Below are 24,278 nucleotides of genomic sequence, written 5' to 3' on the forward strand. Positions count from 1 at the left end.
CGACGGCGAGTCCGAGGATTACTGTTCACAGCCACTCGTATGGCAGATCGGCAGCGATGGTAGCGGGTGAGGGCAAATTCGCGGACGCGGCGGGCGCGTCGGGCCTGATCGAACACGAGAGCAGCTCCAGGGGTGTCAGGCCGCTCGTGAAAGTGTGGGCTGTTGTCCTCGTGTTGCACACGGGGGTGATCGCAAGTGGCCTGATCAGCGGCGCGATCGCGACCATCGTCAACGACGTCCTGTGGACCGTCGCCGCTTCGGCCGCCGCCATCAGCAGTTTTCGTGCAGCTTTCTCCCTTCATGGGCGTAACCGTGTCGCGTGGTTGCTGTTTGCGTTCGCCTGCAGCGCCTGGACGGCCGGTCAGATCGTTTGGGATATCCTGGAGCTGTATTTCAACGTCGCAGCGCCGTTTCCGAGTTATGCCGACATCGGTTATCTGTTGTTCGGTCCACTGATGCTGATCGGGCTGTTCGTCCTGCGCGCTACCCAACAGGAGCGCCGGATGACCTGGCTGAGAGTGGCCAATATCGGCCTGATTCTGTGCAGCCTCACCTCCGTACTGATCACCACGCTGGCGCGGCCTTTCGAGAAGATGCCGGGCACGCTCGGCGACGCGCTGGTCGTCGTCATCGAGAACGGCACCATCGCCATCGCTTTTATCGTGGCGGTCTATTTTCTGTGGTCCTACCGGTGGAGCGATCGACTGCTCGCGTACGGATTGGTCACGCTGTCGCTGGGGGCGCAGATGGTCACCGGAATGCTGTATACGCGCGCCCTCATTGGCGACAGCTACAACACGGCGAGCTTCTTCAGTGCGGGATGGATGCTTGCATTCGCGCTCCATCAATGGGGAGCCGAAGCGCAGGTCAGCGCGAAAACACACGGACGCGCCGAATCGCTCGCGGTCCGTCAGAGTCAGGGGTGGGTTGAGGCGCTGGTGCCTTCGCTGCTGTTGATGTGGGTGGGAATTTCCGCGATCTATCTGGCGGGTGAGGTGAGCGCACGTACGGTTCATTTGAGAACACTGGTGCTGGTGGCGTTCGCGGTGATCCTGGCTTCGCGTGAAGCCTGGCTGTATTGGCAAGGACAACAACTGCGCTCCGCGCTCGACAACTCGGCGAGCTCATTGACGCGGGCTCGCGAGCGCCTGCAGGACATCGACAGTCAACGCCGCGACTTGGAACGTTTGATCGACGTGACCGCGCGCGCCGGTCGCGTCGGTCTATGGGAATGGGAGCCGGCGACCAACGTGGTCCACTATTCCCGCGAATGGAAACGGCAGATCGGCTATGCCGAGGACGAGATTCCCGATGAATTCGCCGAATGGAGCAAACGGCTGCATCCGGCCGATTACGCCAAGATCATGGGAATGGTGGAGCGGTTCCTGCGACATCCGGCGGGCGAGCTGATCATCGAGCATCGCCTGCGACACCGTGACGGCTCCTACCGCTGGATGCTGGCGCAAGGCTCGTCGCTGCTCGATGCCGACGGGCGGCCCTGGCGAGTGGCGGGCTCGCTGGTCGATATCACTCCGTTCAAGGAGCTGGAGGAATCGCTGCGCGAGAGTGAACGCCGCTATCGCGAGCTCGCCGATGCGCTCGAATGTCGCGTTGCTCAACGCACCCGCGAGTTGTCCGATGCGTATCGCGAGTCCCGCAACTTCGCGCACGCGGTGGCTCACGATCTGAAAGCGCCGCTGCGTGCGATCAACGGTTTCTGCGCGCTGCTGGAGCAAAGCGCCGCGAACAAATTGAGCGAGACGGAACACAGTTATCTCGAACGCGCCCGTCAGGGCTCGATCCGCCTGTCCGGGTTGATCGACGATCTGCTCGACTACTCGCGCCTCGAGCATCGCGAACAGCGTCTGCAACCCATCGACTGCCGGGCCTTCGTGCGAGGGCTGGTCGACTCCATGAGCGAACGTATCGAGGAGGCACACGCCCAGGTTCATATCGATCTGGATACCACGCCGGTACTGGCGGACAGCGAAGGGCTGCGGATTGCCCTGACGAACCTGATCGAGAACGCATTGAAGTTTTCACGACAGACCGCCCAGCCGCGCATCAGCATCGAGTCCAGTCTCGAGTACGGCCGTTATCTATTGAAGGTGCGCGACAACGGCATCGGCTTCGACGTGGCGTATCGCGACAAGATCTTCGAGATCTTCAACCGGCTGCATGCATCCGGGTACGAAGGCACCGGCATCGGTCTGGCGCTGGTGCGAAAGGCGGTGCAGCGAATGGAAGGCGAAGTGTGGGCCGAGTCCGTACCGGGCGAAGGCGCCACATTCTCGCTCAGCCTGAAACTGGCCGACGCGTCGGAAACCGCCCCGGTGTCTCGCGCGTAGTAGCTTCCTGCGTACACAACCTATTTCCAACCAGTTTTGTTGGTGATAGACAAAACAACGTTGTCAATCGCTTGGTTACACGTATCGCGGCCGCTACATACGGGCCAATCAAGGGGGGAATCATGAATAAGAGTTTGCTCCGTCAACGTGCCGGCTGGGTGACTGTGGTCACCGCTTTCTCACCGGTTTTGGCGCTCGCGCAACAAACACCGGCGCAGCCCGAAGCCCCCGCGACGGGACTCGAGACTGTAGTTGTTACAGGTAGTGCGATCGGTGGCGTCAAGAAACTCGAAGCCAGTTACAACATTGTCACCGCCAACGAAGAGCAGATTCGTCAAGCGAATCCAAAGAGCACGGCGGACCTATTGAAAATCTCACCGGGCATGTGGCCGGAGTCGACCGGCGGCCAGACCGGCGCGAACATCGAAATCGCTGGCTTTCCGGGCGGCGGCGACGCGCCGTATTTCACCTCGTTGCTGATGGGCTCGCCGGTGTACGGCATGCCCACCCTGTCGTTCTTCGAAACCACCAGCATCATTCGTCTCGACGACACGGTGCGCGCCGTGGAAATCCTGCAGGGTGGTCCGTCGGTGGTGTTCGCCGGCGGCCAGATGGGCGCGACCGCGAACTTTCTGTTGAAGACGGGCACCGACGAGCCGTCCGGCAGCCTCGGACTCACCTATGGAGATGAGAATCTCTGGCGTCTCGACGGCTTCTATGGGTTCAAAATTGCCGATAGTTGGTATGGCAGCGTGGGCGGTTTCTGGCGCACCTCCGATGGTGTGCGCGATCCGCAGTTCTCCGCGGACGAAGGCGGTCAGCTGACCGCGACCTTGAAGCGGTCGTCCGATCGGGGCGATCTGGTCCTCTATGCGCGCTATCTCAACGACAAGAATCAATTCATCACGCCGATTCCGCTGATCCAGAGCGGCACCGACAAGTTCCGCGCGTATCCGGGGTTCGATCCGCTCACGGGGACTTATAACAGCAACGCGATCCGGCGCGTGCGCCTCGACGGCTATCCGAACGGCGGCACCAATGCCGATCTCGCCGATGGCCGCGGCGCCGACATGTGGTTCGTCGGCGCGAACTACGATCACGAGTTCGACAACGGCTGGTCGATCAGCAACAAGTTCCTCGCCAACGCCGGCGATGTGGATACGAACGCACTGTTTTCGGGCAGCAACCCCGCATTGCTGAACGATATGCTGTTCAATATTTCAACCGACCTCGGCGGCTTCCAGTTGCCGGCCGGCTCGGTGGTGAGCGCGAACTTCGTGGGCGGCGGCGCGGTCCCGGGCAATCAGGACTCGATACATCAAGGCTGGTGGTTCATTCACAAGGAACTGCAAAACCTCAACAACGACTTCCGGCTCAGCAAGGAAGTCTTCGACGGCAACACCCTGACCCTCGGCGTGTACCTGGCCTATTACGAGATGGATGACGAATGGGCGCTGGGCAATCAGATGTTGATGACCAACACGCCGAACGCCCGGCCGATCACGGTGAGTTACGTCAGCGGCGGCCAGACGTTCCAGCTCACGGACGCCCAGGGTTTCCTGGACAACGGCGGCTTCAACATCACTCAGCGCGGTCACGCGTTCAACAAGGCCTTCTATCTGTCCGATTCATGGCGCATCGACCGCTGGCTGCTGGATGCCTCCGTGCGTTACGAGAATCAGGAAGCCACCAACCGCGTGTGCAACCTGACCAATGTGAATACCGATGGCAACCCGCTGACGCTCTATAACAACGCGGTGCCGGTCTGTAACGGCACGCTGGCGATCACGGACTACGACGAGGATTTCACCTCGTGGACCGTGGGCGCGAACTACAGCTTCACCGATTCGATGTCCGCCTATGCGCGCCTGAATCGCGGCGGCCACTTCGCCGATTTCGACAATGGCATTCGTGGCAGCACCACGGGCAACACGGCGCCGACCCAGGTCATCAAGAACTACGAGCTCGGTTTCAAATTCCAGAACGACTTCCTCTATGCCGACCTCAGCGGCTACTTCCGCGACTTCACCGGTCTGGCGTATCAGCAAACCACGGCACTGGGCGCACCGACCGGGGAGAGGCTGTACTACGGCTCCGAGTCGAAGGGCGTGAACTTCATCGGCCAGCTCACCTTGTGGGAGAACTTCAGATTCCAGGTGGTGGCGAACTATCTCGATGGCGAGTACACGGACTACGACGCGTGTGTCCCGTTCACCAATGTCGTGACCGGCAATGGCTGCGCACGGATCGAAGGCCAGCAGCTGCAGCGTCAACCCAAGCTGCGTTATATGCTCACGCCGAGCTATCGCTTTCCCTTCAGCTGGGGCGACATCGATGCCCATGTGACCTACACGCACGTCGGCGACCGCACGCAAGACCAGTCCGGGCTGCAGCAACTGGGTACGTACTACACCTGGGACTTCGGTGTCGTCGCGAACGTCGGTGAAAACTGGCAGTTTGCCGTGCGCGGTACCAACGTGACGGATGAGCTGGGCATCACCGAAAGCAACTCGCGCATCTTCGGCACGGCGGCCGGCACCAACGGCGTGCTGCTGGCCCGTCCGGTGGAAGGCAGCGAGATCAACGTTCAGGTCAAGTATCTCTGGTAAATCACCGATCGATTCGGCTCTGAGCCCCGAGTGCCCGATGACGTACAGCGTCTCGGGCACTCTTCTTATGGGAGGAATCTTGCCCGAGGGGCACGATTGAGTTGCCGGGGTTGGAACGCGGCGCTGCTTCTTTCATTCTTCACTCGGAAGATTTCGCCAGCTGACCCAGGTGACCCATGGCCGATGACGCGACCGCCGATTACACGCCCCCAAAAGTCTGGACCTGGGCCAAGCCGAACGGGGGCGAGTTCGCGAAGATCAATCGACCGGTCGCGGGCGCCACGCATGACAAGGAACTGCCGGTAGGCAAGCATCCGCTGCAGCTGTATTCGCTCGGCACGCCGAACGGACAGAAAGTCACCATCCTGTTGGAGGAACTGCTCGCGCTCGGTCACCAGGGGGCTGAGTACGATGCGTGGTTGATTCGGATCAACGAAGGCGACCAGTTCGGCAGCGGCTTCGTGGAAGTGAATCCGAACTCGAAGATTCCCGCGCTGATGGATCGCTCTGGAGCGCAACCGATCCGCGTGTTCGAGTCCGGCGCGATTCTGCTTTATCTCGCGGAGAAATTCGGCGCATTCCTGCCAACGCAACCGAGTGCTCGCGCCGAGAGTCTCTCCTGGCTGTTCTGGCAGATGGGCAGCGCGCCGTTTCTCGGCGGTGGGTTCGGGCACTTCTATGCGTACGCGCCCTTCAAGATCGAGTACGCAATCGACCGTTACGCGATGGAGACCAAGCGCCAGCTCGACGTTCTCGACCGGCGACTCGCGCAGAACGAATATCTCGCTGGCGACGAATACACCATCGCCGACATCGCGGTGTTCCCCTGGTATGGCGGCATGGTCAAAGGCTGGCTCTACAGCGCCGGCGAGTTCCTGTCCGTGCACGAATACAAGAACGTGCTGCGTTGGGCCGACAAGCTGCTCGCTCGCCCGGCCGTGGTTCGAGGTCGAATGGTGAACCGCACGAGCGGCGATCCGGCGAGCCAGCTGCACGAGCGTCACGACGCCAGCGATTTCCAGACCCGGACCCAGGACAAAGTGACGGCACAAACATCCAAGTCGTAGCAACGTCGCGCGACGTCTACAATGGCGCTCACCTCAGCTGGGGAGAGCACGAATGAACGATAGCACTGGCAAGCTGATTCTGCGGTTGGCGCTCGGCATCCTGATCCTGTTGCACGGCATAGCCAAACTCAAAGGCGGCGTCAGCGGCCTGTCCGGCATGGTCACCGGCGCCGGCCTGCCTGCCTTCGTGGTCTATGGCGTCTACATCGGCGAGGTGCTCGCACCGATTCTGGTCCTGCTCGGCTGGTACAGCCGGATCGGCGCCGGCGTGATCGCGATCAACATGCTGTTCGCGCTCTACCTGGCGCACCGAAACCAGTTCTTCGCACTGAGCGAAACCGGCGGCTGGGCGCTCGAGCTGCAGGGAATGTTTCTATTCACCGCCATCGCCATCGCGCTGCTGGGGCCGGGGCGGTATAGCCTCAACGGGAAGTAGCTCCGATTCGATTCAACGTCTGCAAAGCATCGGCCGGTAGTCGCAGGCTGGCCGCGGCCAGATTCTCCCGGAGATGCCCTACCGACGAGGTGCCTGGAATCAGCAGGATGTTGGGTGAGCGTTGAAGCAACCATGCAAGCGCAACCTGCATCGGCGTCGCGCCGAGTTGGGCGGCGACGCTGGCCAGCTCATCGGATTGCAGAGGACTGAATCCGCCGAGCGGAAAGAACGGAACGTACGCAGTGCCGGTGGCAGCGAGCTCGTCAATCAGTGCATCGTCGGCGCGATGGGCGAGGTTGTATTGATTCTGCACGCACACGATGGTCGCGATCCGGCGCGCCTCGGCGACCTGCTTCGAAGTGACATTGCTGAGTCCGATGTGACGAACCAGGCCTTGTCGCTGCAGGTCGGCCAACGTTTGTAGTGGCGCTTCGATCGAACCCTCCGCCGGCCCGTGCACGTCGAACATGGCGCGCAGATTGACGACATCGAGCACGTCCAGGCCGAGGTTGCGCAGATTGTCATGAACGGCCTGCGTCAGTTGCTCGGCCGAGAATGCCTTGTTCCACGAACCATCCGTGCCACGGAGTGCGCCAATCTTCGTGACGATGGTCAACTCGCGAGGATAAGGATGCAGCGCCTCGCGGATGATCTGATTGGTGACGTGCGGGCCATAGAAATCGCTGGTATCGATGTGATTCACGCCGCTGGCCACCGCTTCGCGAAGCACCGCCAGCGTGGCTTGCCGGTCTTTCGGTGGGCCCATGACCCCGGGGCCCGCGAGTTGCATGGCGCCGTACCCCAGGCGGTTCACGGTTCGATCGCCAAGTTTGAACGTTCCGGCGTGACTGATATCGATCATGGTCTGTCTCCGTGTCATGGATTCAATGTAGCCAGCGGGGCTGTGTGTGACAATCCGCTACAATCGATACAGGTTGTTCGGAGAGGCGGACAATGGCGGCGGAACTCAGCGATCTGACGGCCTTTGTCGCCGTGGCGCGGGCCGGTGGATTTCGGGAGGCAGCCCGAGGAAGCAATCACAGCGCGTCCAGTTTGAGCGAGGCGGTTCGCCGGCTCGAAGCTCAGCTGGGCGTTCGCTTGCTCAATCGCACGACTCGCAGCGTCGCACCGACAGAGGTGGGAGCGCGGCTGCTCGACCGGCTCAGCCCCGCGCTGTCGGAAATCGAATCGGCGCTCGACATCGTCAACGGTTTTCGCGACTGCCCCGCCGGCACGTTGCGTCTGAATGTCCCTATCAGCGCCGCTCGCCTGGTGCTACCGAAAATCGTGCCGCAGTTTCTTGCCGCGTATCCGGACATTCTGCTGGAGGTCGTCGCCGAGGACAGTTTCGTCGACGTGCTCGCTTCCGGTTGCGACGCCGGCATTCGCTACGACGAACGGTTGGAGCAGGACATGGTGGCCATTCCCATCGGCCCGCGTCAGCAACGTTTCGCCGTCGGCGCTTCGTCCGATTATTTGAATCGCCGTGGCCGGCCGGAGCATCCGCGCGATTTGCTGAACCACGACTGTCTGCGCGGCCGATTTCCCAGCGGCGCAATGATCAGCCCCTGGGAATTCGAGCGCGAGGGCGAGATCGTCAAGATCGAACCGAACGGACGGCTCATTGTTCGTGTCGGTGCCGCTGCTGACCTTGCCGTGGATGTGGCAATCGCCGGCGGTGGTGTCGTCGCTTTGTTTGAAGAGTGGCTGCAGCCGCACTTCGACAGTGGCGCACTCGAGCCGGTGTTGGAATCCTGGTGGCCGAAGTTCTCCGGACCTTTTCTTTATTATCCGGGCCGCCGGCATTTGCCGGGACCGTTGCGGGCGTTTGTGGATTTCATTGGGTCGCAACGCTAATTTTAAAATTCAGGGCGCACCCCAGGCTCTTGCTGGAGGTCCGCGCCATGCTCCATTGCTTGTCCGAGGTACTGCAGTACTCGGATGACGATGACGGTGTCTTGCACGCGGAGGTCGCCGACGCCGCGGCGAGATGGATCAATGACTCGGCGGCGGATCTGGATATGGTGAAGCTGCGGCCGCTGATCGCGGCGATCAGAAAGCGGGATGATGAGTCGGGGTCGGGCGGGTGTGGGTTGTATCAGGTGAGGGAGGCGGCGGCGGTGTATCGCGTGGCTTGAGAAGGGGATGCGCTCTCTGTCGCCGCGAGGGGAGCGGCGCGGCGGAGGGGGGCGTCGATTTGCTTTGATCAAGCTTTCGAGAGGCACGTTTCCGCGGAAACTTCGAATGTTAAATTTCCGATCGGAGGGTGGGGTGATGGTTGATTCGGCGCTGGGAGGTTGGGAGTCGTGGGCTGCAAAGAAATATCCGGCCCATCAATGCCGCGCCCAGCCATCAGCCGGACGGCGCACTCTCAAATTCCGGTCCCATCGCATCTTCTTTGCCTTCTCCACGCCCATCAGCCGACCGACAATCCTCCACGTGGAGGATTCCCCGCCGCCCGAGCTCGGTACAGCAGTCCGTCAACCGCCATGCCGAAATCCATCGGGCCGCCATCCCAGCGCGTGACGGCTGTGCGGGCATTGATGGTGATGCCTTGCTCATCATGATGTCGAGGCAACTCGCGCCAGTCGCTCATCGGGTGGCTGTGGCCCGGCGCGATGCTATCGAAGCTCTCGCCGCTCGGGCGTAGGAAACGAATCGCGCCGTCGTCCAATACATGGATTTCGACCTTGCCCTCGTGCGCGGCGCGGTGGTGATACCTGCACAACGTAACGAGGTTGGATAGCTTTGTTTCGCCGCCGTGTGCCCAGTGATGAATGTGGTGGGCGTCGGTGTAGCGGGTGTTGCAGCAACCGGGGAACCGGCAGCCTTTATCGCGAGAGCGGAGCGCGCGTTGCAGGGCCGGCGGTACGCTTCTCGTCTTGCGGCCGACATTGAGCGGCTCACCTTGCTCGTCTTCTACGATGCCGACGACGCTTGCATCGCATGCGAGACGTCGTGCAGTTTCGGCGGCGATGTGTGTGCCGTGCTCGATTTCGCAGCGGCCCGCACAGCCGGTCCGCAATGTTTCCATGTCGACGTGCACGACGATCTGCTGCCGGTCGCCGCCGCTCAACGTCGCGACGCCGTTCTGAAGGAAACTCTCGGCCAGCAGTTCCAGCGCATCCGCACGCCGGGTCCGCGTTGGCAGGAATTTAACATTCGGCGTTCCAGCTGGAGTTTCTACCTCCACCGGCTCTGGCTCGGTCTCCCATAGATCGTCGACGGCCTGGGTCGATCGCCTTCATGAAAAGCGCGCCAACCTGGGCGGGCAAGCGAGCTTTGATGATCAGCGAACCATCATGATCATAGAAGTACTGGAGCGCGCGATCTTTCTTCTGTCGTGCTTCGCGGGTCAATTCCTCGGCTTCTTTGGCGTGACGGTAGTAACGAACGAGTTGCTCAACGTGGTGAGCAGTACCGTGGATGGCTATCGTTAACAGGTAGTCTTCGGTGGCCGGGCAGGCTACGCGCGTTAGTTCGCGCACCTTCGAGTAGCTGAGTTCGCCGCGCTCCATCGCCGCGGAAATGTTCGGAAGGTTCTCCAGCGCGCCGTCCTCACTTTCTCGCGCGCCGCGCAGAAGCTGATGCCGCACTTCCAGTTCAGCCAGTGCGCACACGATTGCGTGGCACCGTCGTTCCAGCCGGATCGACGGTCAAACTCCGCGATGAGCGATAGCAAACGATAGCTGGCAGCGTTGATGTGCCCAGAGAGTTCGGTGATCTGATCACCGATGGCGCGTGTTTCCTCGGTACGCGCGACGCGTGCGCGGCAGTCATCGTCGGCAAGGAATGTTTTCATGGGGCACCCAGCAAGATGATTCGTGCTGACAGCAGATTATCTCAAGCTTGACTAGCTGTGTATAACATCAGTAACAGTCGGATCGCCCGCCGACGTTCGAATGCCCGCTCCTGGCCGAACGCGGGCACGTGGCACATGGGGGAATTCACGACGGACTGAGTCACCAGTCCTGAAGGCCCATCCTCATGAGCGAATCGTGCTGCCGGCAGCAAGAACGATCAGTGACTGTGCCGGACTCGAGTAGGCAACATCTTTCCCATTCAAATCCATCGAATGGGAAATGGCAGTGAAGTTGATACTACTGATCGGATTCATGGTGGTGAATGGCATGACCCACGTCCATGCCCAAGCCAGGCAGGAGGCGCCGGGCGCGGACCTGATCGTGCACAACGCCAGGATCTTCACCGGCAATCCCGCACAACCCGCGGCGTCCGCCCTGGCCGTCAAGAGCGGTCGCATCTACTCGGTCGGCACGGATGCCGAGGTGCTTGGTTTGAAGAACGCCAACACGCGGGTCATCGATTCCCGCGGCCGCCGGCTCATTCCGGGCATCATCGATGCGCACACCCATGTGCTGAACGAGGGTGGCTACAACTACACCTTGCGATGGGACGGCGTGCCCACGCTGCGTCGGGCCTTGGCGATGCTGAGTGAGCAAGCCAAACGAACCCCGGACGGTCACTGGGTGAAAGTGATTGGCGGCTGGTCTCCCTACCAGTTCGAGGAGAATCGCTTCCCCACCATGGACGAACTCCGCCGGGCCGTGCCCGATCGCCCGCTCATCGTGCAGTACGCCTACAACCGCGCCTTCATGAACCAGCAGGCGATGGATGCCCTCGGCGTCGGCACCGATAAATTGCCGCTGTTGCCGGGCACGGAGTTCGAAAAGGACGAGCAGGGCAGGTACACGGGTGTGGTCCATGGCTACACCTTCATGTTCATCGTCTTCGAGACCCTGGTCCCGCAGCTCTCCTTCGACGAGGAAGTGAGCTCGATGGTCCAGACCGTCCACAGTCTCAACCGCTTCGGCATCACGTCCATCGTCGATGCGGGCACCGGCTTCCGCGGGTATCCCAAGGCCCAGGCCACCGTCGACGTCCTCGCCCGCGCCAACCTTCTCAACATTCGTATGCCCTTCGTCGACATCCAGTTCGGGGACGGCTCCACGAACATGGTGGATGACCAGATCATGGCGATTACCAAGACGGCGCCCATCAGCCCCGGGCACAACCTGCATCCGCACCTGGCGCACGGTCACGTCTACCGGGGCGCCGGCGAGTTGCTGTCGGCGGAGGTTCACGATCACGAGAACTTCGATCGCCCGGCGGTCGTCATCGCGCCGGAGAAGATGCGGGAACTGGTGGAGCGGGACGTCGCCAAGCTGGTTCAGCGGCGAATTCCTTTCCGAGAACACATCAGCTACGACGAGAACATCACGCCGTTCCTCGATGCGCTCGAGAAGTTGAATCAGAAGATCCCGCTCGACGGTCTGCGGTGGAGCATCGAACACGCCGAGACCATCAGTCCCGCAAACATCGCCAGGGTGAAGGCACTGGGCGGCGGCATCGCGCTGGACACCAAGATGGCGCTACACGCCGACGGCTTCATCAAGACTTACGGCCGCGACAAGGCGTTGCTGACCCCGCGTCTGCGCCAACTCGTCGACAGCGGCATTCCCCTGGCGATGACCACCGATGCCTTCCGGGCGGCCTCGTTCAATCCGTGGGTCGGCATCAGCTGGATGGTGTCAGGCAAGTCGGTCTCCGGATCCGAAGTGTTGGCCAAGGACAATTGTCTATCACGCGTCGAAGCGCTGCGACTGTTCACTCGCGGAGCGGCGTGGTTCATGAATGCCGAATCCGAGATCGGCATGATCGCTCCTGGCCATCTCGCCGACTTCGCGCTGCTGGATAGAGACTACTTCGAAGTTGCGGAGGCCCAGATCAAGTCCGTTGCCTCGGTCTTGACCGTAATGGATGGCCGAGTGGTGTATGGCGCGCAGGACTACCAATCGCTGTCGCCGGCATTGCCCGAGATCCTGCCCGACTGGTCACCGATCAAATATTTCGGCGGCTACTACCAAACTCGGTGAGGCGAGGTGAGCGTGCGCGCGGCGTGGCTCGGCATCGCCTTGCTGCTGGCGACCGATGCCGCGCTGGCGCAGTTCCGTCCATTGCGGTTCGACGACGATTTCAGCGCCCAGCGCCAGTCCTGCGCCGAGGACGAAAACCGCATTGCATGCTGGAAGGACCGCCCGGTCGCAGATCACGTTCGCATGAGTATCGGCGGCGACCTGCGTTGGCGCTACGAGCACGCCGACAATCCTCGCTACGGGTTGGAACGCCAGGACCGATGGGGTGTGTTGATGCAGCGTGGTTCCGTTTTCGCGGACCTGCGCTTGGGCGAGCACTGGCGCGGCTTCGCTCAGCTGGCCAGCTCGTACACCAAGGGCCGCGCGGCAGGCCCGTCCCCCGTGGACGAGAACCGACTCGATCCCACCAATCTGTTCCTCGAATGGCGATCGGCGGGGGATGACGAAGGCAACTTCGGCATGCGTGTCGGCGTCCAGGAGCTGCAGTTCGGATCGGGGCGCGCCATCGATGCCCGCGAGGGCCCGAATGTGCGGCGTAGCTTCGAAGCCGTTCGCGCCTATGCGACCACCGGCTCCTGGCGTGTCGATGCTTTCGTCGCGGCGCCTCGGCAGAACCGTCAGGGTAGCTTCGATGACGTCCGCTCGCCGACCCAGGCACTGCGTGGCGTCTACGCGACCCGCACCGGAGACGTCACTTCCTTGGACGTCTACGCGCTGCATTACGAAGACACTGTTGCCCGCTACGCTCAGGGCGTAGCGCACGAACGCCGCTGGTCGCTCGGTACCCGCGTGTTCGGCGGCCACAAGGCCTGGGACTGGAACTGGGAGTTTGCCGCGCAGGGCGGACGGTTCGGCGACGCCGAGATCCGCGCCTGGTCGCTCGCCACAGACACCGGCTACACCTTCGATGAAGTGGCCAGCCAACCGAGGGTGGCGCTGCTCCTCGCCGTTGCCAGCGGCGATGAGGATCCTGACGATGGCCGCCTCGGCACCCTCAATCCCTTCTACCCACGCGGCAATTATTTCGGCGACGAAGCGACGCTTGGGCCACGCAACTTCTTCAACATCCATCCGGCGCTGACCTTGCGGCTCGCATCTCGGGTCCAGTTGAACGCCAGCCTCGATCTCTTCTGGCGTTACAGTGTCCGCGACGGCGTGTATGCGCCTAACGGCATGCTGATCCGGACCGCTGGTGATAGTGATGCCCGCTATGTGGCGACCATCGCATCGCTCGGCACCATCTGGACGCCGGCCCCCGGCTGGTCCTCGACTGCGGTCGTCGCCTACGCGCGGCCTGGCGCGTTCCTGCGCGAGACTGGCGCCACCGATGCGCTGAGCTTCATCAGCCTCAGTTTGCAATACCGGTTCTAACAAATCGCAGGCCGTCTGGCGTTCCTGTTCGGGCGACACAGCTGCACGGATTACGGGACTGCCGTATCACGACAGGGGATGCCAGAATGCGGTGAATTCCTGGCCGAGGGGCGTATGTCGAACGCATTCGAACTTCCTGAGAACGTGGCCGGGCGGACCACCGTCAGTCGTTGCTGGAACGGCGTGAACGTCGATCTGCATGAGCACACCTGCACCGGCAGATTTTTGTTTCAGATAACCAGTCGTGCAGAGTCGACTCGACTCAGCGCTCATTTCGAAGAGGTCGGACGGGCCCACGCCGAGCCCAGGTCGGCACCCAACATTCCCAATCCCCATGGCTACAAACCTCGGTCGCTGTATTTCGCGCCGGCTGAGATGGCGTTGTGGGGGTATTCGGCGGATACCCGTTATATCAAGTGTGCGACGGTCAGCTTCGACGTAAACCTGCTTCAAGAGCGTCTGGGGATTTCTGTATTGCCGGGACAAGCTGACATTCCTCGGCTGCGCCTCAACGATGACCGGTTGTGGACGTTGATCAAGTTGCTTGCAGACGCGATTGACGATTCCGACCCCAACGCTCAGCTGTACGGTGACTCGCTGACTGCGGCGATTGCAGCGAGGCTCTTCGAACGACCGCAAGAGGCTAAAGGAAGCGGGGGTGGGCTCTCGGCGATCCAGCTCAAGGATGCGATGGGCTATCTGGAGGCGAAGATGCCGGCAAGGGTAGAGCTCGCAACGCTCGCGGACCTGGCTGGTTTGTCACAGTCGCACTACAGCCGCGCGTTCAAGGCCTCGACGGGGCTGGCGCCGTATCAGTGGCAGTTGCAGGCGCGTGTCGAGCGTGCCAAGGAACTGCTGGTGAACACCAATGGCAGTCTACAGCACGTTGCCGAAGCCACCGGCTTTGCAGACGCGGTGCACTTTGGTCGTGCCTTCCGCAAGATGACGGGCGCTACCCCGGCTGCGTGGCGCAGGGACCGGCTCGCCTAATGAATTGGTAGCGTTCGCCTCGAAGCCCAGGTCTTGAACGTTCGCTGGCGCTAGCGTAGTCGCGCTACGCGCATCCTCGCGTGCATGCCGCCACTACTTCGAGCTCGCCCGCTTGCCTTCCTCTCGATCGAGCAGGCAGTCGATAAAGGCGCGCAGCGCCGGCTGCAAATGACGGCGGTTGGAATAATAGAGATACAAGCCAGGCATCGTGAGTGACCAATCGGTGAGAACCCGCTTCAGCTTGCCGCGCTCCAGTGCCTCGGCGATGCCGTCGTCGTTGTAGGCATAGAAGATTCCCAATCCCTGCAGGGCGGCCGGCACCACGATGTCCTGATGGTTGGAGATCAGCGCGCCTTCGACCAGGGTTTCGATCTTCTTGCCCTTCTTCTGAAACTGCCATCGTGCGATCCGGCCGCTGCCGGGAAAACGCCAGTTGATGCAGGCGTGACGATGTAGGTCGGTGGGGGTTTTGGGCTCACCGGCTTTAGCGAGATAGGCGGGTGAAGCAACCGCGAGCAACGGCACGTCCGGTGTGAGACGAACGGCGACCATGTCTTTTTGAACGCGTTCGCCGACGCGGATACCGGCGTCGAACCCGCCGGCCACGATGTCGCTCAGGCCATCATCGACTACGATGTCGAGTACTACCTCGGGATGCGAGCGGTGAAAACGCCCGAGGCGCGGCGCGATGATTTTCTTCGCCGCCATGCTCAGCGTATTTATCCGCAATGTTCCGGCGGTTCGGCTGGTCGCGCCGACGGTCTGCGCGACGGCATCATCGATTTCTCGAAGCATCGGAGCGATGCGCTCGTGAAGCCGCCGCCCCGTCTCTGTCGGCGCCACGCTTCGGGTCGTTCGATTGAGCAGGCGAGCGCCGAGACGCGATTCGAGCTGACGAATGATCTGACTGAGCGCCGATCTGGATAGGCCGAGATGATCGGCCGCACGCGCAAAGCTGGCCCGGTCGACGACCGCAACGAACGCTTTTAGCTCGGCAAATTCGGATCCACGCATTGTGTACTGATCTCTACATAACCTGCGTAGATAATAGGCGATTTTCTTATCGGTCGGGCTGGAGCATCCTGGCGTCGAACCACAGGAGACCGCCATGAGTCCCGACAATCTTCGCTATGCCTTCATATTCGAACGCGGCAAGCTCGCATCGTTGGAGATCAAGCCATGAGCTTCGAGTTGCAACTCGCTGGCATGCGCGCGTTAGTCACTGGCGGCTCGCGCGGCGTTGGGGCGGCTGTGGTCCAGGCGCTGGTGGAAGCGGACGCTCGAGTCATGGCCGCAGGACGCTCGCTTCCAAGTTGCGCTGTCGACAACGTGCGCTATATCGCCGTGGATCTTTCGACTGCCGAAGGCGCTCACCAGGCGGCAAAGTCGGTGCATGAGCATCTCGGTGGCATCGATATTCTTGTGAACGTGGTCGGTGGTTCGAAGGCACCCGCCGGCGGATTTGCGGCGCTCAGCGATTCGGAGTGGTCGAAAGAACTCGACCTGAACCTCATGTCTGCGGTCCGCCTCGATCGCGCGTTGCTGCCATCGATGGTCGCGCAACGCTCCGGGGTAGTCATCCATGTCACGTCCATCCAGCGGGTGCTGCCACTGCCGGAATCCACGATCGCATACGCGGCGGCGAAGGCCGCGCTGTCGACTTACAGCAAAGCGCTTTCGAAAGAAGTGACGCCGAAAGGCGTCCGTGTCGTGCGCGTTTCTCCAGGTTGGATCGAGACCGAGGCCGCAGTGGCGCTTGCCGAGCGACTGGCCGCTCAAGCAGGTACTGACTACGAAGGCGGTAAGCGACTCATCATGAATGGACTGGGCGGCATCCCGTTAGGGCGGCCCGCGCAGCCACGCGAAGTCGCGGACCTCATCGCGTTTCTAGTCTCGCCGAGGGCGGCCTCCATATCGGGAGTCGAGTACGTGATCGACGGCGGCACGGTGCCGACCGTCTGAGCGGCCGAGCTTTACTGACGCGCGGCGAACAGTTCCACGACACTCTGAGGCGCATCGTTGCTGAAAAAACGCTGATGGTTTCGAGCCGTTTGATCGGCAACGGCGGCACTGCGAAGAAACAACGCCCGCTCGTACTGCTCCAGTGCGATCTCGAGCCTGTCCGGGTTGGCGCAGAGCGCTTGTCCCAGTTCCGCGCCGTCAAAGATCGCGAGATTGGCTCCCTCACCGGCAAAGGGTGACATCAAATGGGCGGCATCGCCCAGCAAGGTGACGCCAGCGACACGGCTCCAGCGGTGGTGGATCGGTAGAGCATGAATCGGCCGCACCACCGGGGCGGTCTCACTATCGGCAATCAAGGCGAGCAGCGGTGCCGCCCAGCCCTCGAACTCTTTGGCAATTCGATCGAGCGCTGCGGAGCGTTTGCTGAAATCCATGGCGTCGGCCCATGTCTCTGGCTTGCTCAGGGCAACGTATGTATGCAGGGTTCCGTTCGCGTAGCGGTGGGCCAGGATTGCCTTGCCTGGCGCGGCGGCCATCAGCGTTCCGCTGCCGATCATCTCGGCGCTGGCTCTGTGTCGAGTATCGCCCTCGAACAGAATCGTCTCTATAAAAGTCGTTCCGGTATATGCCGGCCGTTCTGGAGAGAGCAGCGGGCGAACTTTCGACCATGCACCGTCAGCGCCGACCAGGAGATCACAGGCTAGCGATGCGCCGTCGGCGAATGTGAGTTGGTGTCGTCCGTCAGCAAAGGAGCTGGCTGTCACAACCTTGCGGTCCCATTGAATGGAAGCTGCAGGTAGAGACTCGAGCAGAAGGCGGCGAAGGTCGCCCCGGCTGACTTCGGGCCGGGTTGCGTGGCCTTGGCCGGGCAGGTCGAGCAATACGTTGCCGTACTTGTCGACGACCCGTTTGGCATCCTCGCCGGGACGAACGAGCTCGAGGAATTCATCGTACAGGCCCGCCGCTTTCAGGCCGAGCTGACCGTTGTATTCATGGACGTCCAGCAAGCCGCCTTGTGCACGGACCGCTGGCGACGCTTCCGCTTCGTAGACCGTTGCCCGGATTCCGTTCACGTGCAGAACCCGTGCGAGCGTCAGTCCACCCAGGCCGGCGCCGACGATTGCGACCTGAAGATTGCTGGAGTTGGATGGGACGAGAGGTTGGTTCATGGCGCGCTCCGTGTTGGATCCGACAGTTGTCGGGGGAACGCTGGCCGACCTCACGCAAGCGATGAGTGGCGTGTATGCGACGGTCGGGTATGACCGTCGTTTTTCGCGATGTTCAATTTAAGTCTACAGCACGGGGCTACGTCAAGGTGTCACGACCGCCTGATTCGCCAGCGCCGGCGTATGCACCGGCAATCGCCGCACGCGAGTAGCCTGTTCGAAGCTGTAGCCGAGCGCGAGCAACTTCGGTTCGCTGAACGCCGGCCCGAAGAAGGAGATCCCGACGGGCAGGTCGTCCGTGGTGAAGCCGGCGGGGACGATCAGATCGGGGAAGCCGGTGAGATTGGCGATGTTGGTTGCGGATGCGGCGTCGGGTTGCGGCTGGGCTTGCGCGATCAGGGCCGGGCGGCGAGGTGATGTTGGATAGACGATGGCATCGAGTTTCTCGGCGGCGAGAATGCCTTCGACGACCATTCGCACCATCGGCAGCGCGTGATCGCGCACGGACAGATAGCGGTAGTCATCGAGCTTGCCGGCCTCGGCTTCTTTCTTGAAGAGCGTCCAGCGTACGGGGTTCGGGCCGCCGCCGCCTGGACGCAGCGATCTCACATCGTTGGAGCGGGCGATCAAGTCTTCGATGGTCTTCGGATAGCTCGGCCCGGTTGCTGCGAGGTAGGTGTTGATCTGAACCGCGAACTCCGGATTGCGAACGGCAGAATAGAACTCGCCTTTGCTGTCGAGCAGCCACTTTGGATAACGCACGTCGATCACAGTGGCACCGGCCTTGCGCATCGACTCGAGGGCCGACTCGACGACCCAGTCGACGTCTTGATCGGCGCCAAGAAAATCTCGCGCGATGCCGATGCGTGCGCCCTTCAGCGCATCGGTCTTGAGAAATTGCGTGTAGTCGGTGACGGCTTTCCCTTTGCTCTTTTGAGTTGCCGGATCGGCGGGATCCACACCCGTCATCACGCCGAGAGACACGGCGACGTCATAAACGCTGCGCGCCAAGGGGCCACCGGTATCGAATGTCAGCGACAGCGGAATGATACCGTCGCGACTCATCAATCCATGCGTGGGCTTCAGGCCGACGATGCCGTTGGCCGTTGCAGGTCCACGGATCGAGCCGCCTGTATCTGTTCCCAAACCGAGAGGTGCGTAAGCAGCCGCGATGGCCGCGCCAGTTCCGCCGGAGGAACCAGAGGGCGTGCGTGTGAGATCGTGCGGATTGAGTGTTTGTCCGCCGAGCGAGCTGTGTGCAGCTCCCGATGCGAACTCTGAGAGGTTGAGCTTGCCGAGAATGATCGCTCCGGCATCGCGCAGTTTCTTGACGACATACGCATCATCCGGCGGCACCCAGTTCTCCAGCATCACCGAGCCACCGGTAGTGGGCATGTCGAATGTGTCGTAGTTGTCCTTCAGCAGCACCGGAATGCCGTGCAGAGGTGAGCGAGGGCCCTTGCTCTTGCGTTCGGCATCCAGAGCACGGGCGATGTCGAGCGCCTTCGGATTCAGGGTGATGACAGCATTGAGCTTCGGCCCGTTGTCGTCATACGCCTCGATGCGCGCGAGGCACTGCTGAACCAGTTGTTCCGAGGTGAGCGAGCCCGCTTTGAATGCTTGATTCAGATCCGCGATGGTCGCCGCATCGAAGTCAATGGCCGCGGCTCTCGCGCTGACGGTGTAGCTAATCAGCAGTGCGGCCAGCGTGGCCAGGCGGAACGAACGATGTAAGCGCACGGATGCTCCGGGAGTGTTGTTGTTCTCCCGGCGAAAGCACGATGCATGCCAGATAAATCCATCCACGCGAGGCGTGGTTCGCGCTCAATTTCTGTCGTGTGCGTGTCGTGATCAGTGAGCGAACGGCGTGGGAGCGAAGATCATGCACGGTCGCTGCGCCATGAGTGTGCGTGGTGAGCGCGGCGTGCACACTGACGGCGTGCTTTAGCGTGTGCGCAGGCATTCACGGTCGTCGTCCTTGACGTTTCGACTATTCTCGTAATATCGTACTTCTATGGAAGCCAAGCATGCTGTCGCCGCTTTGGGGGCGCTCGCTCATGAGTACCGCCTTGGAATCTATCGACTTCTGGTCGAGCAAGGCCCGGCTGGATTGTCCGCCGGCGCGATCGGTGAGGCCGTGGGCCTGGCGCCATCGTCATTGACGTTTCATCTGCAGAATCTGCACCGCTGCGGGCTGATCGTGCAGCGGCGCGAAAGCCGCAGTCTGATTTACAGCGTCGATTTCAATGCCATGAACGATCTGGTCGGCTATCTGACCGAGAATTGCTGTGAAGGTAGCGGTGGCTCGTGTGAAACGGTGTGCAAGCCGACGCCGGCGTCCAGGTCGGGCAAGCGCAAGAAGGTGGCCTGATCATGGCGGCTTCGCTGGCAATCCATCGTGAACCTCGCCATGCGGAGGTCGTCCGGCTCCTGGAAAGGGCGGCGCTTCCGACCTCGGACCTCACCGATGAGGACATGCGGGATTTTTTCTATGTGGGCCCGGCGAACGCACCGATTGGCATCGTTGGCGTTCAGTTGTACGGCGCCGACGCGCTGTTACGCTCACTCGTGGTGACGCAGGAGCATCGTGCGCACGGCCTGGGGCGAGCGCTGGTCGAACGCGCCGAGCAGCATGCCCGGGAAGGTGGCGCTTCGAAGATATATTTACTGACCACGACGGCTGAATCGTTCTTCCGCTCTCGAGACTATGTGCCGACCTCTCGGGATGGCGCGCCGCTGGCGATCCGATCTACGCCGGAGTTCGCGGGCTTGTGCCCGGCCAGCTCGGCATTTCTGTCAAAGCAGCTCTGAGGGTTCCGTCATGAAACGACTGCATGTCCATGTGAGCGTCGATGATCTGGCCAGGTCGATCCAGTTCTACAGCACGCTGTTCGCCGCCGAGCCCACGGTGACCAAGGGCGACTACGCCAAATGGATGCTCGAAGATCCGCGCGTGAATTTCGCCATCAGCCAGCGTGGCGGTGAGGCGGGCATCGAGCACCTGGGTATCCAGGTGGAGGATCGGGCCGAGCTTGCCGATGTTTATTCTCGGCTGCAGCGGGCGGAAGCGCCGGTGCTCGAAGAGGGGGCGACGACCTGCTGCTACGCCAAGAGTGAAAAGAGCTGGGTCGAAGATCCGCAGGGCATTCAGTGGGAGACGTTCCTCACGATGGGTGAGAGCACGACCTATGGTGTGGAACCGGTGAGGTTGAACAAGGGAAGCCCCTGCTGCGGGCCCAACACGGCGACGTGAGCTATGCGCGATCGTCCTTATAACGTGCTCTTTCTGTGTACCGGCAACTCCGCTCGGAGCATCCTGGCGGAGTCGCTCCTGAATCATTGGGGCGGGGGTCGATTCCGGGCCTTCAGTGCAGGCAGCTTTCCCAAGGGCGAAGTGCATCCGCTCGCTCTCGAGCTTCTGAAGCGGACCGGTCTGCCAGCGGCCGGACTGCGCAGCAAGAGTTGGGATGAGTTCGCTGCGCCGGGGGCGCCGCCGATCGACTTTGTCATTACTGTTTGTGACAACGCGGCTGGCGAAGTCTGCCCGATCTGGCCGGGTAAGCCGATAACCGCGCACTGGGGTATCGCGGACCCGGCGGCGGTTGAAGGAGAAGTGGAAAAAGAAGCCGCCTTTCGCCGCGCGCTTGCCGAGCTCGAGATGCGGGTCAATTTGCTGGTCAATGTTCCTATCGAATCGCTGGATCGCATGGCGCTTCAGCAAGCAGTGCGCGGTATCGCACAGCTCAATCACTGAGGAACGCAGATGCGTCGAGCGGTCTTCGCAGAGGGGCTGGGCTCGATGCTGCTGGCGACAGCCGTGATTGGCTCGGGGATCATGGCGCAGCGGCTGACCGGCGACGGTGCCGTTGCGCTTCTCGCAAACACGCTTGCCACCGCGGCGGCATTGTCTGTGTTGATCGCTGTGCTTGCACCCATCAGCGGAGCGCATTTCAACCCGGCTGTGTCGTTTGCATCGTTTCTCCGAGCGGAATTGTCGCTACCCGTGACTGCGTCGTATCTGGTCGCGCAATCGATCGGGTGTTGCCTCGGTGCCGTGCTGGCGCATGCCATGTTCGAGTTGCCGCTGATACAGACAGCCACGCATCAGAGAGCTGGATCGGGGCAGTGGCTGTCGGAGATGGTTGCGACGGCGGGTTTGGTGACGGTTGTATCTTGCTGCCGATCGTTCAAGCAAGCGACTTGGCGCGTGCCCATGTGGATCGCGGCGGCGTACTGGTTTACCGCTTCGACGTCGTTTGCCAATCCTGCGATCACGCTCGGTCGCGCTTTGAGCGATACGTTCTCAGGAATCGCGCTGGTAGACGTTCCGGGTTTTATCGCCGCTCAGTTTGCCGGTGCGATAGTGGGAGCCTTTGTCGCCCGTCTTGTTGAACCGCGGAGCTCGTCTCAGCGAATCGTCACCGTCACCGCCGGCAACGATCCGAGCTGAAACGAATACGTATCGCCCTCGACTGCGAACTTCGTGGGAATGATCGAGCCGGTCATGATCCATTGGCCCGGGCGCAGCGCTTCTCCAGCCTGGCGGGCGAAGCCGGCGATCCAGGCCAGGATGAAGAGGGGGCCGGACAGAACATCGCTGCTGGAGCCGGTCGCGACTGGCGTGCCGTTGACGAGCAAGCGTCCCTCCAGCTCACGGAGGTCGCCGAACGCGGCAGGTGAAATGGGCTCACCCAGCACGATGCCTCTGTTCCAACTGTTCTCCGCAGCGATCGAGCTTGCTTCGAGATGGGCGTAGTCGGCGTCGCGGTCGTCGATCACTTCGAAGGCCGCAGCGATGGCATCCACGTATCCGATCAACTCTTGAGCACTTGTATCTGGACGAAGGGGCGGAATCTCCTTGCCGATGCGCAGCGCGAGCTCGCTCTCGATGCCCAACCGATGGAACTCCGATTTCCGCAGCGTGGCGCCGCTCGCATGAACGTTGCTCTGGAGAATGCGTCCGGCGATCGGCTCGTTCACGCCACAGAACTGTTGCATCTTCCCGGTGGTCAATCCGACCTTGTAGCCGGCGACGCTATCGGTGCCGGAGCGAAGTGCGCGAGTGAGGATTTCCGATTGAATGGCGTACGCATCCTCGAGCGTTGCCGGCCGGTTGTCGATGCGATAGAGCTGGAAGCGGGTGCGGTTCCGGACGTTGGCTTCAAAGCCATCGACGATGGCGCGAACTTGGTCGGCGTGCACTTGCAACCTCGGCACTGCGGGCGGGGGCGGGAAACTGTAGCACAGCCGATTTAGGAAAAATTTCTGCTTCCAGGGCAGTAAACTGCGTGAGCCCGTCGAGGAGAAACCAGATGGCCGCCTACATGATCTGCACGATGAAGGTCCACGATCCGGTGACCTTTCGAAAGTACTCCGATCACACGCCCAAGACGCTGGAGAAATACGGCGGTCGCTTTCTGACCCGCGGTGACCAGGTGACCACCTCGGAAGGCGAGTCTTTCGGCGAGCGGATGGTGATCCTGGAATTTCCGGACCGCGCTTCGGCGGAGGCCTGGTACCACGATCCGGAGTATCAACGGCTGTCCGAGTTCCGGCGCGCCGCGACCACGAACGGGCGCATGATTCTTCAGGAAGGCCGGCCGGATCAGGTCGCGCCCGATCCTCGGGTCTGATCGGAGCTATCGCCATGGATCTGAAAATCTCCGGCCGCCGTGCACTCGTGTTCGGCGCCTCCAAAGGACTCGGCAAAGCGGTTGCGCGCGAGTTGGTTGCGGAAGGTGCGCAAGTCGCCATCGTGTCCCGCGACTCCGCTCGCATAACAGCCACAGCGTCTGAGATCGGCGCGATCGGCATTGCAGGCGACGTGTCCACGCCAGGCAGTTCTGAAGCGCTGATCGCACGAGCCGCGAGGGCGCTCGGAGGATCCATCGATATTCTGGTGACCAACACCGGGGGGCCACCGGCCGGCCCGTTCGAGCGCATCACCCCGAGCGACTGGCAAAAAGGCTTCGACAACTTGTGGATGAGCGCGGTGGAAAGCGTGCTCGCCGTGCTGCCTCACATGCGCGAGCGCAAGTGGGGACGCATTCTCGCGATCACGTCGATCTCGGCGCGCGAGCCGCAGCCCGGTTTGGTGATTTCGAACAGCTTGCGAGCGGGTCTGCTCGGCTTGATCAACTCAGTCAGTCGTGATGTCGCCAAAGACGGCATCACGATGAATGCGCTGCTGCCAGGCTACACCGCGACCGAGCGGCTGGCGGAGCTGGGCGTGGATGACGCGATCATGGGGCCGAAGATTCCCGCGGGCCGCATCGGTCGACCCGAAGAATTCGCCGCGCTCGCAGCATTTCTCGCTTCGGATCGCGCGTCCTACATCACCGGCCAGGCGATTGCGGTCGACGGCGGGTTCCTGAATTCGATCTGAGTTTTCCTGGATGAACCGGCGTATGCTGCCGTTGGCTCCAGACGAGCCGG

At 61.8% G+C, this 24,278-nt stretch carries 24 protein-coding genes; 17 read left to right on the forward strand and 7 right to left on the reverse strand.

Annotation, left to right across the window (positions count from 1 at the left end; translation table 11 throughout):
- The first annotated feature begins 56 nt into the window (after nt 1-56).
- The 4 genes from EKO19_RS27450 (at nt 57) to EKO19_RS27465 (ending at nt 6,460) form a co-directional block, all read left to right on the forward strand.
- The gene (locus EKO19_RS27450) at nt 57-2,348 is read left to right on the forward strand and encodes a sensor histidine kinase (RefSeq protein ID WP_129780591.1); all 2,292 of its coding nucleotides are present in this window, start codon (nt 57-59) and stop codon (nt 2,346-2,348) included.
- A 122-nt stretch (nt 2,349-2,470) separates the two neighbouring features.
- On the forward strand, nt 2,471-4,957 hold the full coding sequence (locus EKO19_RS27455; RefSeq protein ID WP_129780592.1) for a TonB-dependent receptor: 2,487 nt from the start codon (nt 2,471-2,473) through the stop codon (nt 4,955-4,957).
- A gap of 176 nt (nt 4,958-5,133) precedes the next feature.
- A complete protein-coding gene (gene yghU / locus EKO19_RS27460) occupies nt 5,134-6,024 on the forward strand; it encodes a glutathione-dependent disulfide-bond oxidoreductase (RefSeq protein WP_129780593.1) in 891 nt (296 codons plus the stop codon).
- Nucleotides 6,025-6,076: 52 nt separating this feature from the next.
- On the forward strand, nt 6,077-6,460 hold the full coding sequence (locus EKO19_RS27465; protein WP_129780594.1) for a DoxX family protein: 384 nt from the start codon (nt 6,077-6,079) through the stop codon (nt 6,458-6,460).
- On the opposite strand, the gene EKO19_RS27470 is transcribed toward EKO19_RS27465, so the two are convergent.
- Nucleotides 6,447-7,322: an aldo/keto reductase family oxidoreductase gene (locus tag EKO19_RS27470; RefSeq protein ID WP_129780595.1), complete on the reverse strand. Its 876-nt coding sequence runs from the start codon at nt 7,320-7,322 to the stop codon at nt 6,447-6,449. The genes EKO19_RS27465 and EKO19_RS27470 overlap by 14 nt on opposite strands.
- A gap of 92 nt (nt 7,323-7,414) precedes the next feature.
- On the opposite strand from EKO19_RS27470, the gene EKO19_RS27475 reads away from it, so the two are divergent.
- Together EKO19_RS27475 and EKO19_RS27480 are read left to right on the forward strand one after the other, a co-directional pair.
- Nucleotides 7,415-8,317 carry a LysR family transcriptional regulator gene (locus EKO19_RS27475; protein WP_129780596.1) on the forward strand — a complete coding sequence of 301 codons (903 nt, stop codon included), beginning with the start codon at nt 7,415-7,417 and terminating at the stop codon, nt 8,315-8,317.
- A 47-nt stretch (nt 8,318-8,364) separates the two neighbouring features.
- Nucleotides 8,365-8,598 (forward strand): hypothetical protein, encoded by a 234-nt coding sequence (locus EKO19_RS27480; RefSeq protein WP_129780597.1) that lies wholly within the window; start codon nt 8,365-8,367, stop codon nt 8,596-8,598.
- Between the two features lie 278 nt (nt 8,599-8,876).
- Here EKO19_RS27480 and EKO19_RS27485 read toward each other — a convergent pair whose 3' ends face one another.
- Entirely contained in the window at nt 8,877-9,653 is a 777-nt protein-coding gene (locus EKO19_RS27485; RefSeq protein ID WP_217705635.1) for an HNH endonuclease signature motif containing protein, read from the reverse strand.
- Nucleotides 9,616-10,080: a hypothetical protein gene (locus EKO19_RS27490; protein ID WP_129780598.1), complete on the reverse strand. Its 465-nt coding sequence runs from the start codon at nt 10,078-10,080 to the stop codon at nt 9,616-9,618. The genes EKO19_RS27485 and EKO19_RS27490 overlap by 38 nt, the downstream gene beginning before the upstream one ends.
- Nucleotides 10,081-10,542: 462 nt before the next feature.
- On the opposite strand from EKO19_RS27490, the gene EKO19_RS27495 reads away from it, so the two are divergent.
- From EKO19_RS27495 to EKO19_RS27505, 3 genes are all read left to right on the forward strand, one after another.
- A complete protein-coding gene (locus tag EKO19_RS27495; protein WP_175597215.1) occupies nt 10,543-12,354 on the forward strand; it encodes an amidohydrolase in 1,812 nt (603 codons plus the stop codon).
- A gap of 6 nt (nt 12,355-12,360) precedes the next feature.
- Entirely contained in the window at nt 12,361-13,725 is a 1,365-nt protein-coding gene (locus EKO19_RS27500; RefSeq protein WP_129780599.1) for an alginate export family protein, read from the forward strand.
- Between the two features lie 183 nt (nt 13,726-13,908).
- On the forward strand, nt 13,909-14,715 hold the full coding sequence (locus tag EKO19_RS27505; RefSeq protein WP_217705637.1) for a helix-turn-helix domain-containing protein: 807 nt from the start codon (nt 13,909-13,911) through the stop codon (nt 14,713-14,715).
- A gap of 93 nt (nt 14,716-14,808) precedes the next feature.
- On the opposite strand, the gene EKO19_RS27510 is transcribed toward EKO19_RS27505, so the two are convergent.
- Nucleotides 14,809-15,729 carry a LysR family transcriptional regulator gene (locus tag EKO19_RS27510; RefSeq protein WP_129780601.1) on the reverse strand — a complete coding sequence of 307 codons (921 nt, stop codon included), beginning with the start codon at nt 15,727-15,729 and terminating at the stop codon, nt 14,809-14,811.
- A 165-nt stretch (nt 15,730-15,894) separates the two neighbouring features.
- Between EKO19_RS27510 and EKO19_RS27515 the strand changes: the two genes are divergently transcribed.
- Complete coding sequence (locus EKO19_RS27515; RefSeq protein ID WP_129780602.1) at nt 15,895-16,677, forward strand: SDR family oxidoreductase; 783 nt, start codon at nt 15,895-15,897, stop codon at nt 16,675-16,677.
- A gap of 11 nt (nt 16,678-16,688) precedes the next feature.
- Here the strand turns inward: EKO19_RS27515 and EKO19_RS27520 are convergent, their stop codons facing one another.
- Nucleotides 16,689-17,846 (reverse strand): FAD-dependent oxidoreductase, encoded by a 1,158-nt coding sequence (locus tag EKO19_RS27520; protein ID WP_129780603.1) that lies wholly within the window; start codon nt 17,844-17,846, stop codon nt 16,689-16,691.
- Nucleotides 17,847-17,987: 141 nt separating this feature from the next.
- Nucleotides 17,988-19,583, reverse strand: coding sequence for an amidase family protein (locus EKO19_RS27525; RefSeq protein ID WP_217705639.1), 1,596 nt, complete (start codon nt 19,581-19,583; stop codon nt 17,988-17,990).
- Between the two features lie 274 nt (nt 19,584-19,857).
- Here EKO19_RS27525 and EKO19_RS27530 point away from each other — a divergent pair, with 274 nt between their 5' ends.
- Genes EKO19_RS27530 through EKO19_RS27550 form a run of 5 tightly spaced genes read left to right on the forward strand, consistent with a single transcriptional unit; the run spans nt 19,858 to nt 22,293 of the window.
- Nucleotides 19,858-20,214, forward strand: coding sequence for an ArsR/SmtB family transcription factor (locus EKO19_RS27530; protein ID WP_129780604.1), 357 nt, complete (start codon nt 19,858-19,860; stop codon nt 20,212-20,214).
- A gap of 2 nt (nt 20,215-20,216) precedes the next feature.
- Nucleotides 20,217-20,654, forward strand: coding sequence for an arsenic resistance N-acetyltransferase ArsN2 (gene arsN2, locus EKO19_RS27535; protein ID WP_129780605.1), 438 nt, complete (start codon nt 20,217-20,219; stop codon nt 20,652-20,654).
- A gap of 10 nt (nt 20,655-20,664) precedes the next feature.
- A complete protein-coding gene (locus EKO19_RS27540) occupies nt 20,665-21,096 on the forward strand; it encodes an ArsI/CadI family heavy metal resistance metalloenzyme (RefSeq protein WP_129780606.1) in 432 nt (143 codons plus the stop codon).
- A 3-nt stretch (nt 21,097-21,099) separates the two neighbouring features.
- A complete protein-coding gene (locus EKO19_RS27545; protein ID WP_129780607.1) occupies nt 21,100-21,597 on the forward strand; it encodes an arsenate reductase ArsC in 498 nt (165 codons plus the stop codon).
- A gap of 9 nt (nt 21,598-21,606) precedes the next feature.
- Nucleotides 21,607-22,293 carry an aquaporin gene (locus EKO19_RS27550; RefSeq protein ID WP_129780608.1) on the forward strand — a complete coding sequence of 229 codons (687 nt, stop codon included), beginning with the start codon at nt 21,607-21,609 and terminating at the stop codon, nt 22,291-22,293.
- Here the strand turns inward: EKO19_RS27550 and EKO19_RS27555 are convergent.
- Nucleotides 22,251-23,045 (reverse strand): 2-keto-4-pentenoate hydratase, encoded by a 795-nt coding sequence (locus EKO19_RS27555; protein ID WP_129780609.1) that lies wholly within the window; start codon nt 23,043-23,045, stop codon nt 22,251-22,253. The two genes, EKO19_RS27550 and EKO19_RS27555, sit on opposite strands and share 43 nt — an antisense overlap.
- A gap of 110 nt (nt 23,046-23,155) precedes the next feature.
- Here EKO19_RS27555 and EKO19_RS27560 point away from each other — a divergent pair, with 110 nt between their 5' ends.
- Both EKO19_RS27560 and EKO19_RS27565 read left to right on the forward strand, forming a co-directional pair.
- A complete protein-coding gene (locus EKO19_RS27560) occupies nt 23,156-23,476 on the forward strand; it encodes a DUF1330 domain-containing protein (protein WP_129780610.1) in 321 nt (106 codons plus the stop codon).
- A 14-nt stretch (nt 23,477-23,490) separates the two neighbouring features.
- Nucleotides 23,491-24,228, forward strand: coding sequence for an SDR family oxidoreductase (locus EKO19_RS27565; RefSeq protein WP_129780611.1), 738 nt, complete (start codon nt 23,491-23,493; stop codon nt 24,226-24,228).
- Nucleotides 24,229-24,278 lie beyond the last annotated feature (50 nt).

The organism is Peristeroidobacter soli (assembly GCF_004138485.1).
Taxonomy (GTDB): Bacteria; Pseudomonadota; Gammaproteobacteria; order Steroidobacterales; family Steroidobacteraceae; genus Steroidobacter; species Steroidobacter soli.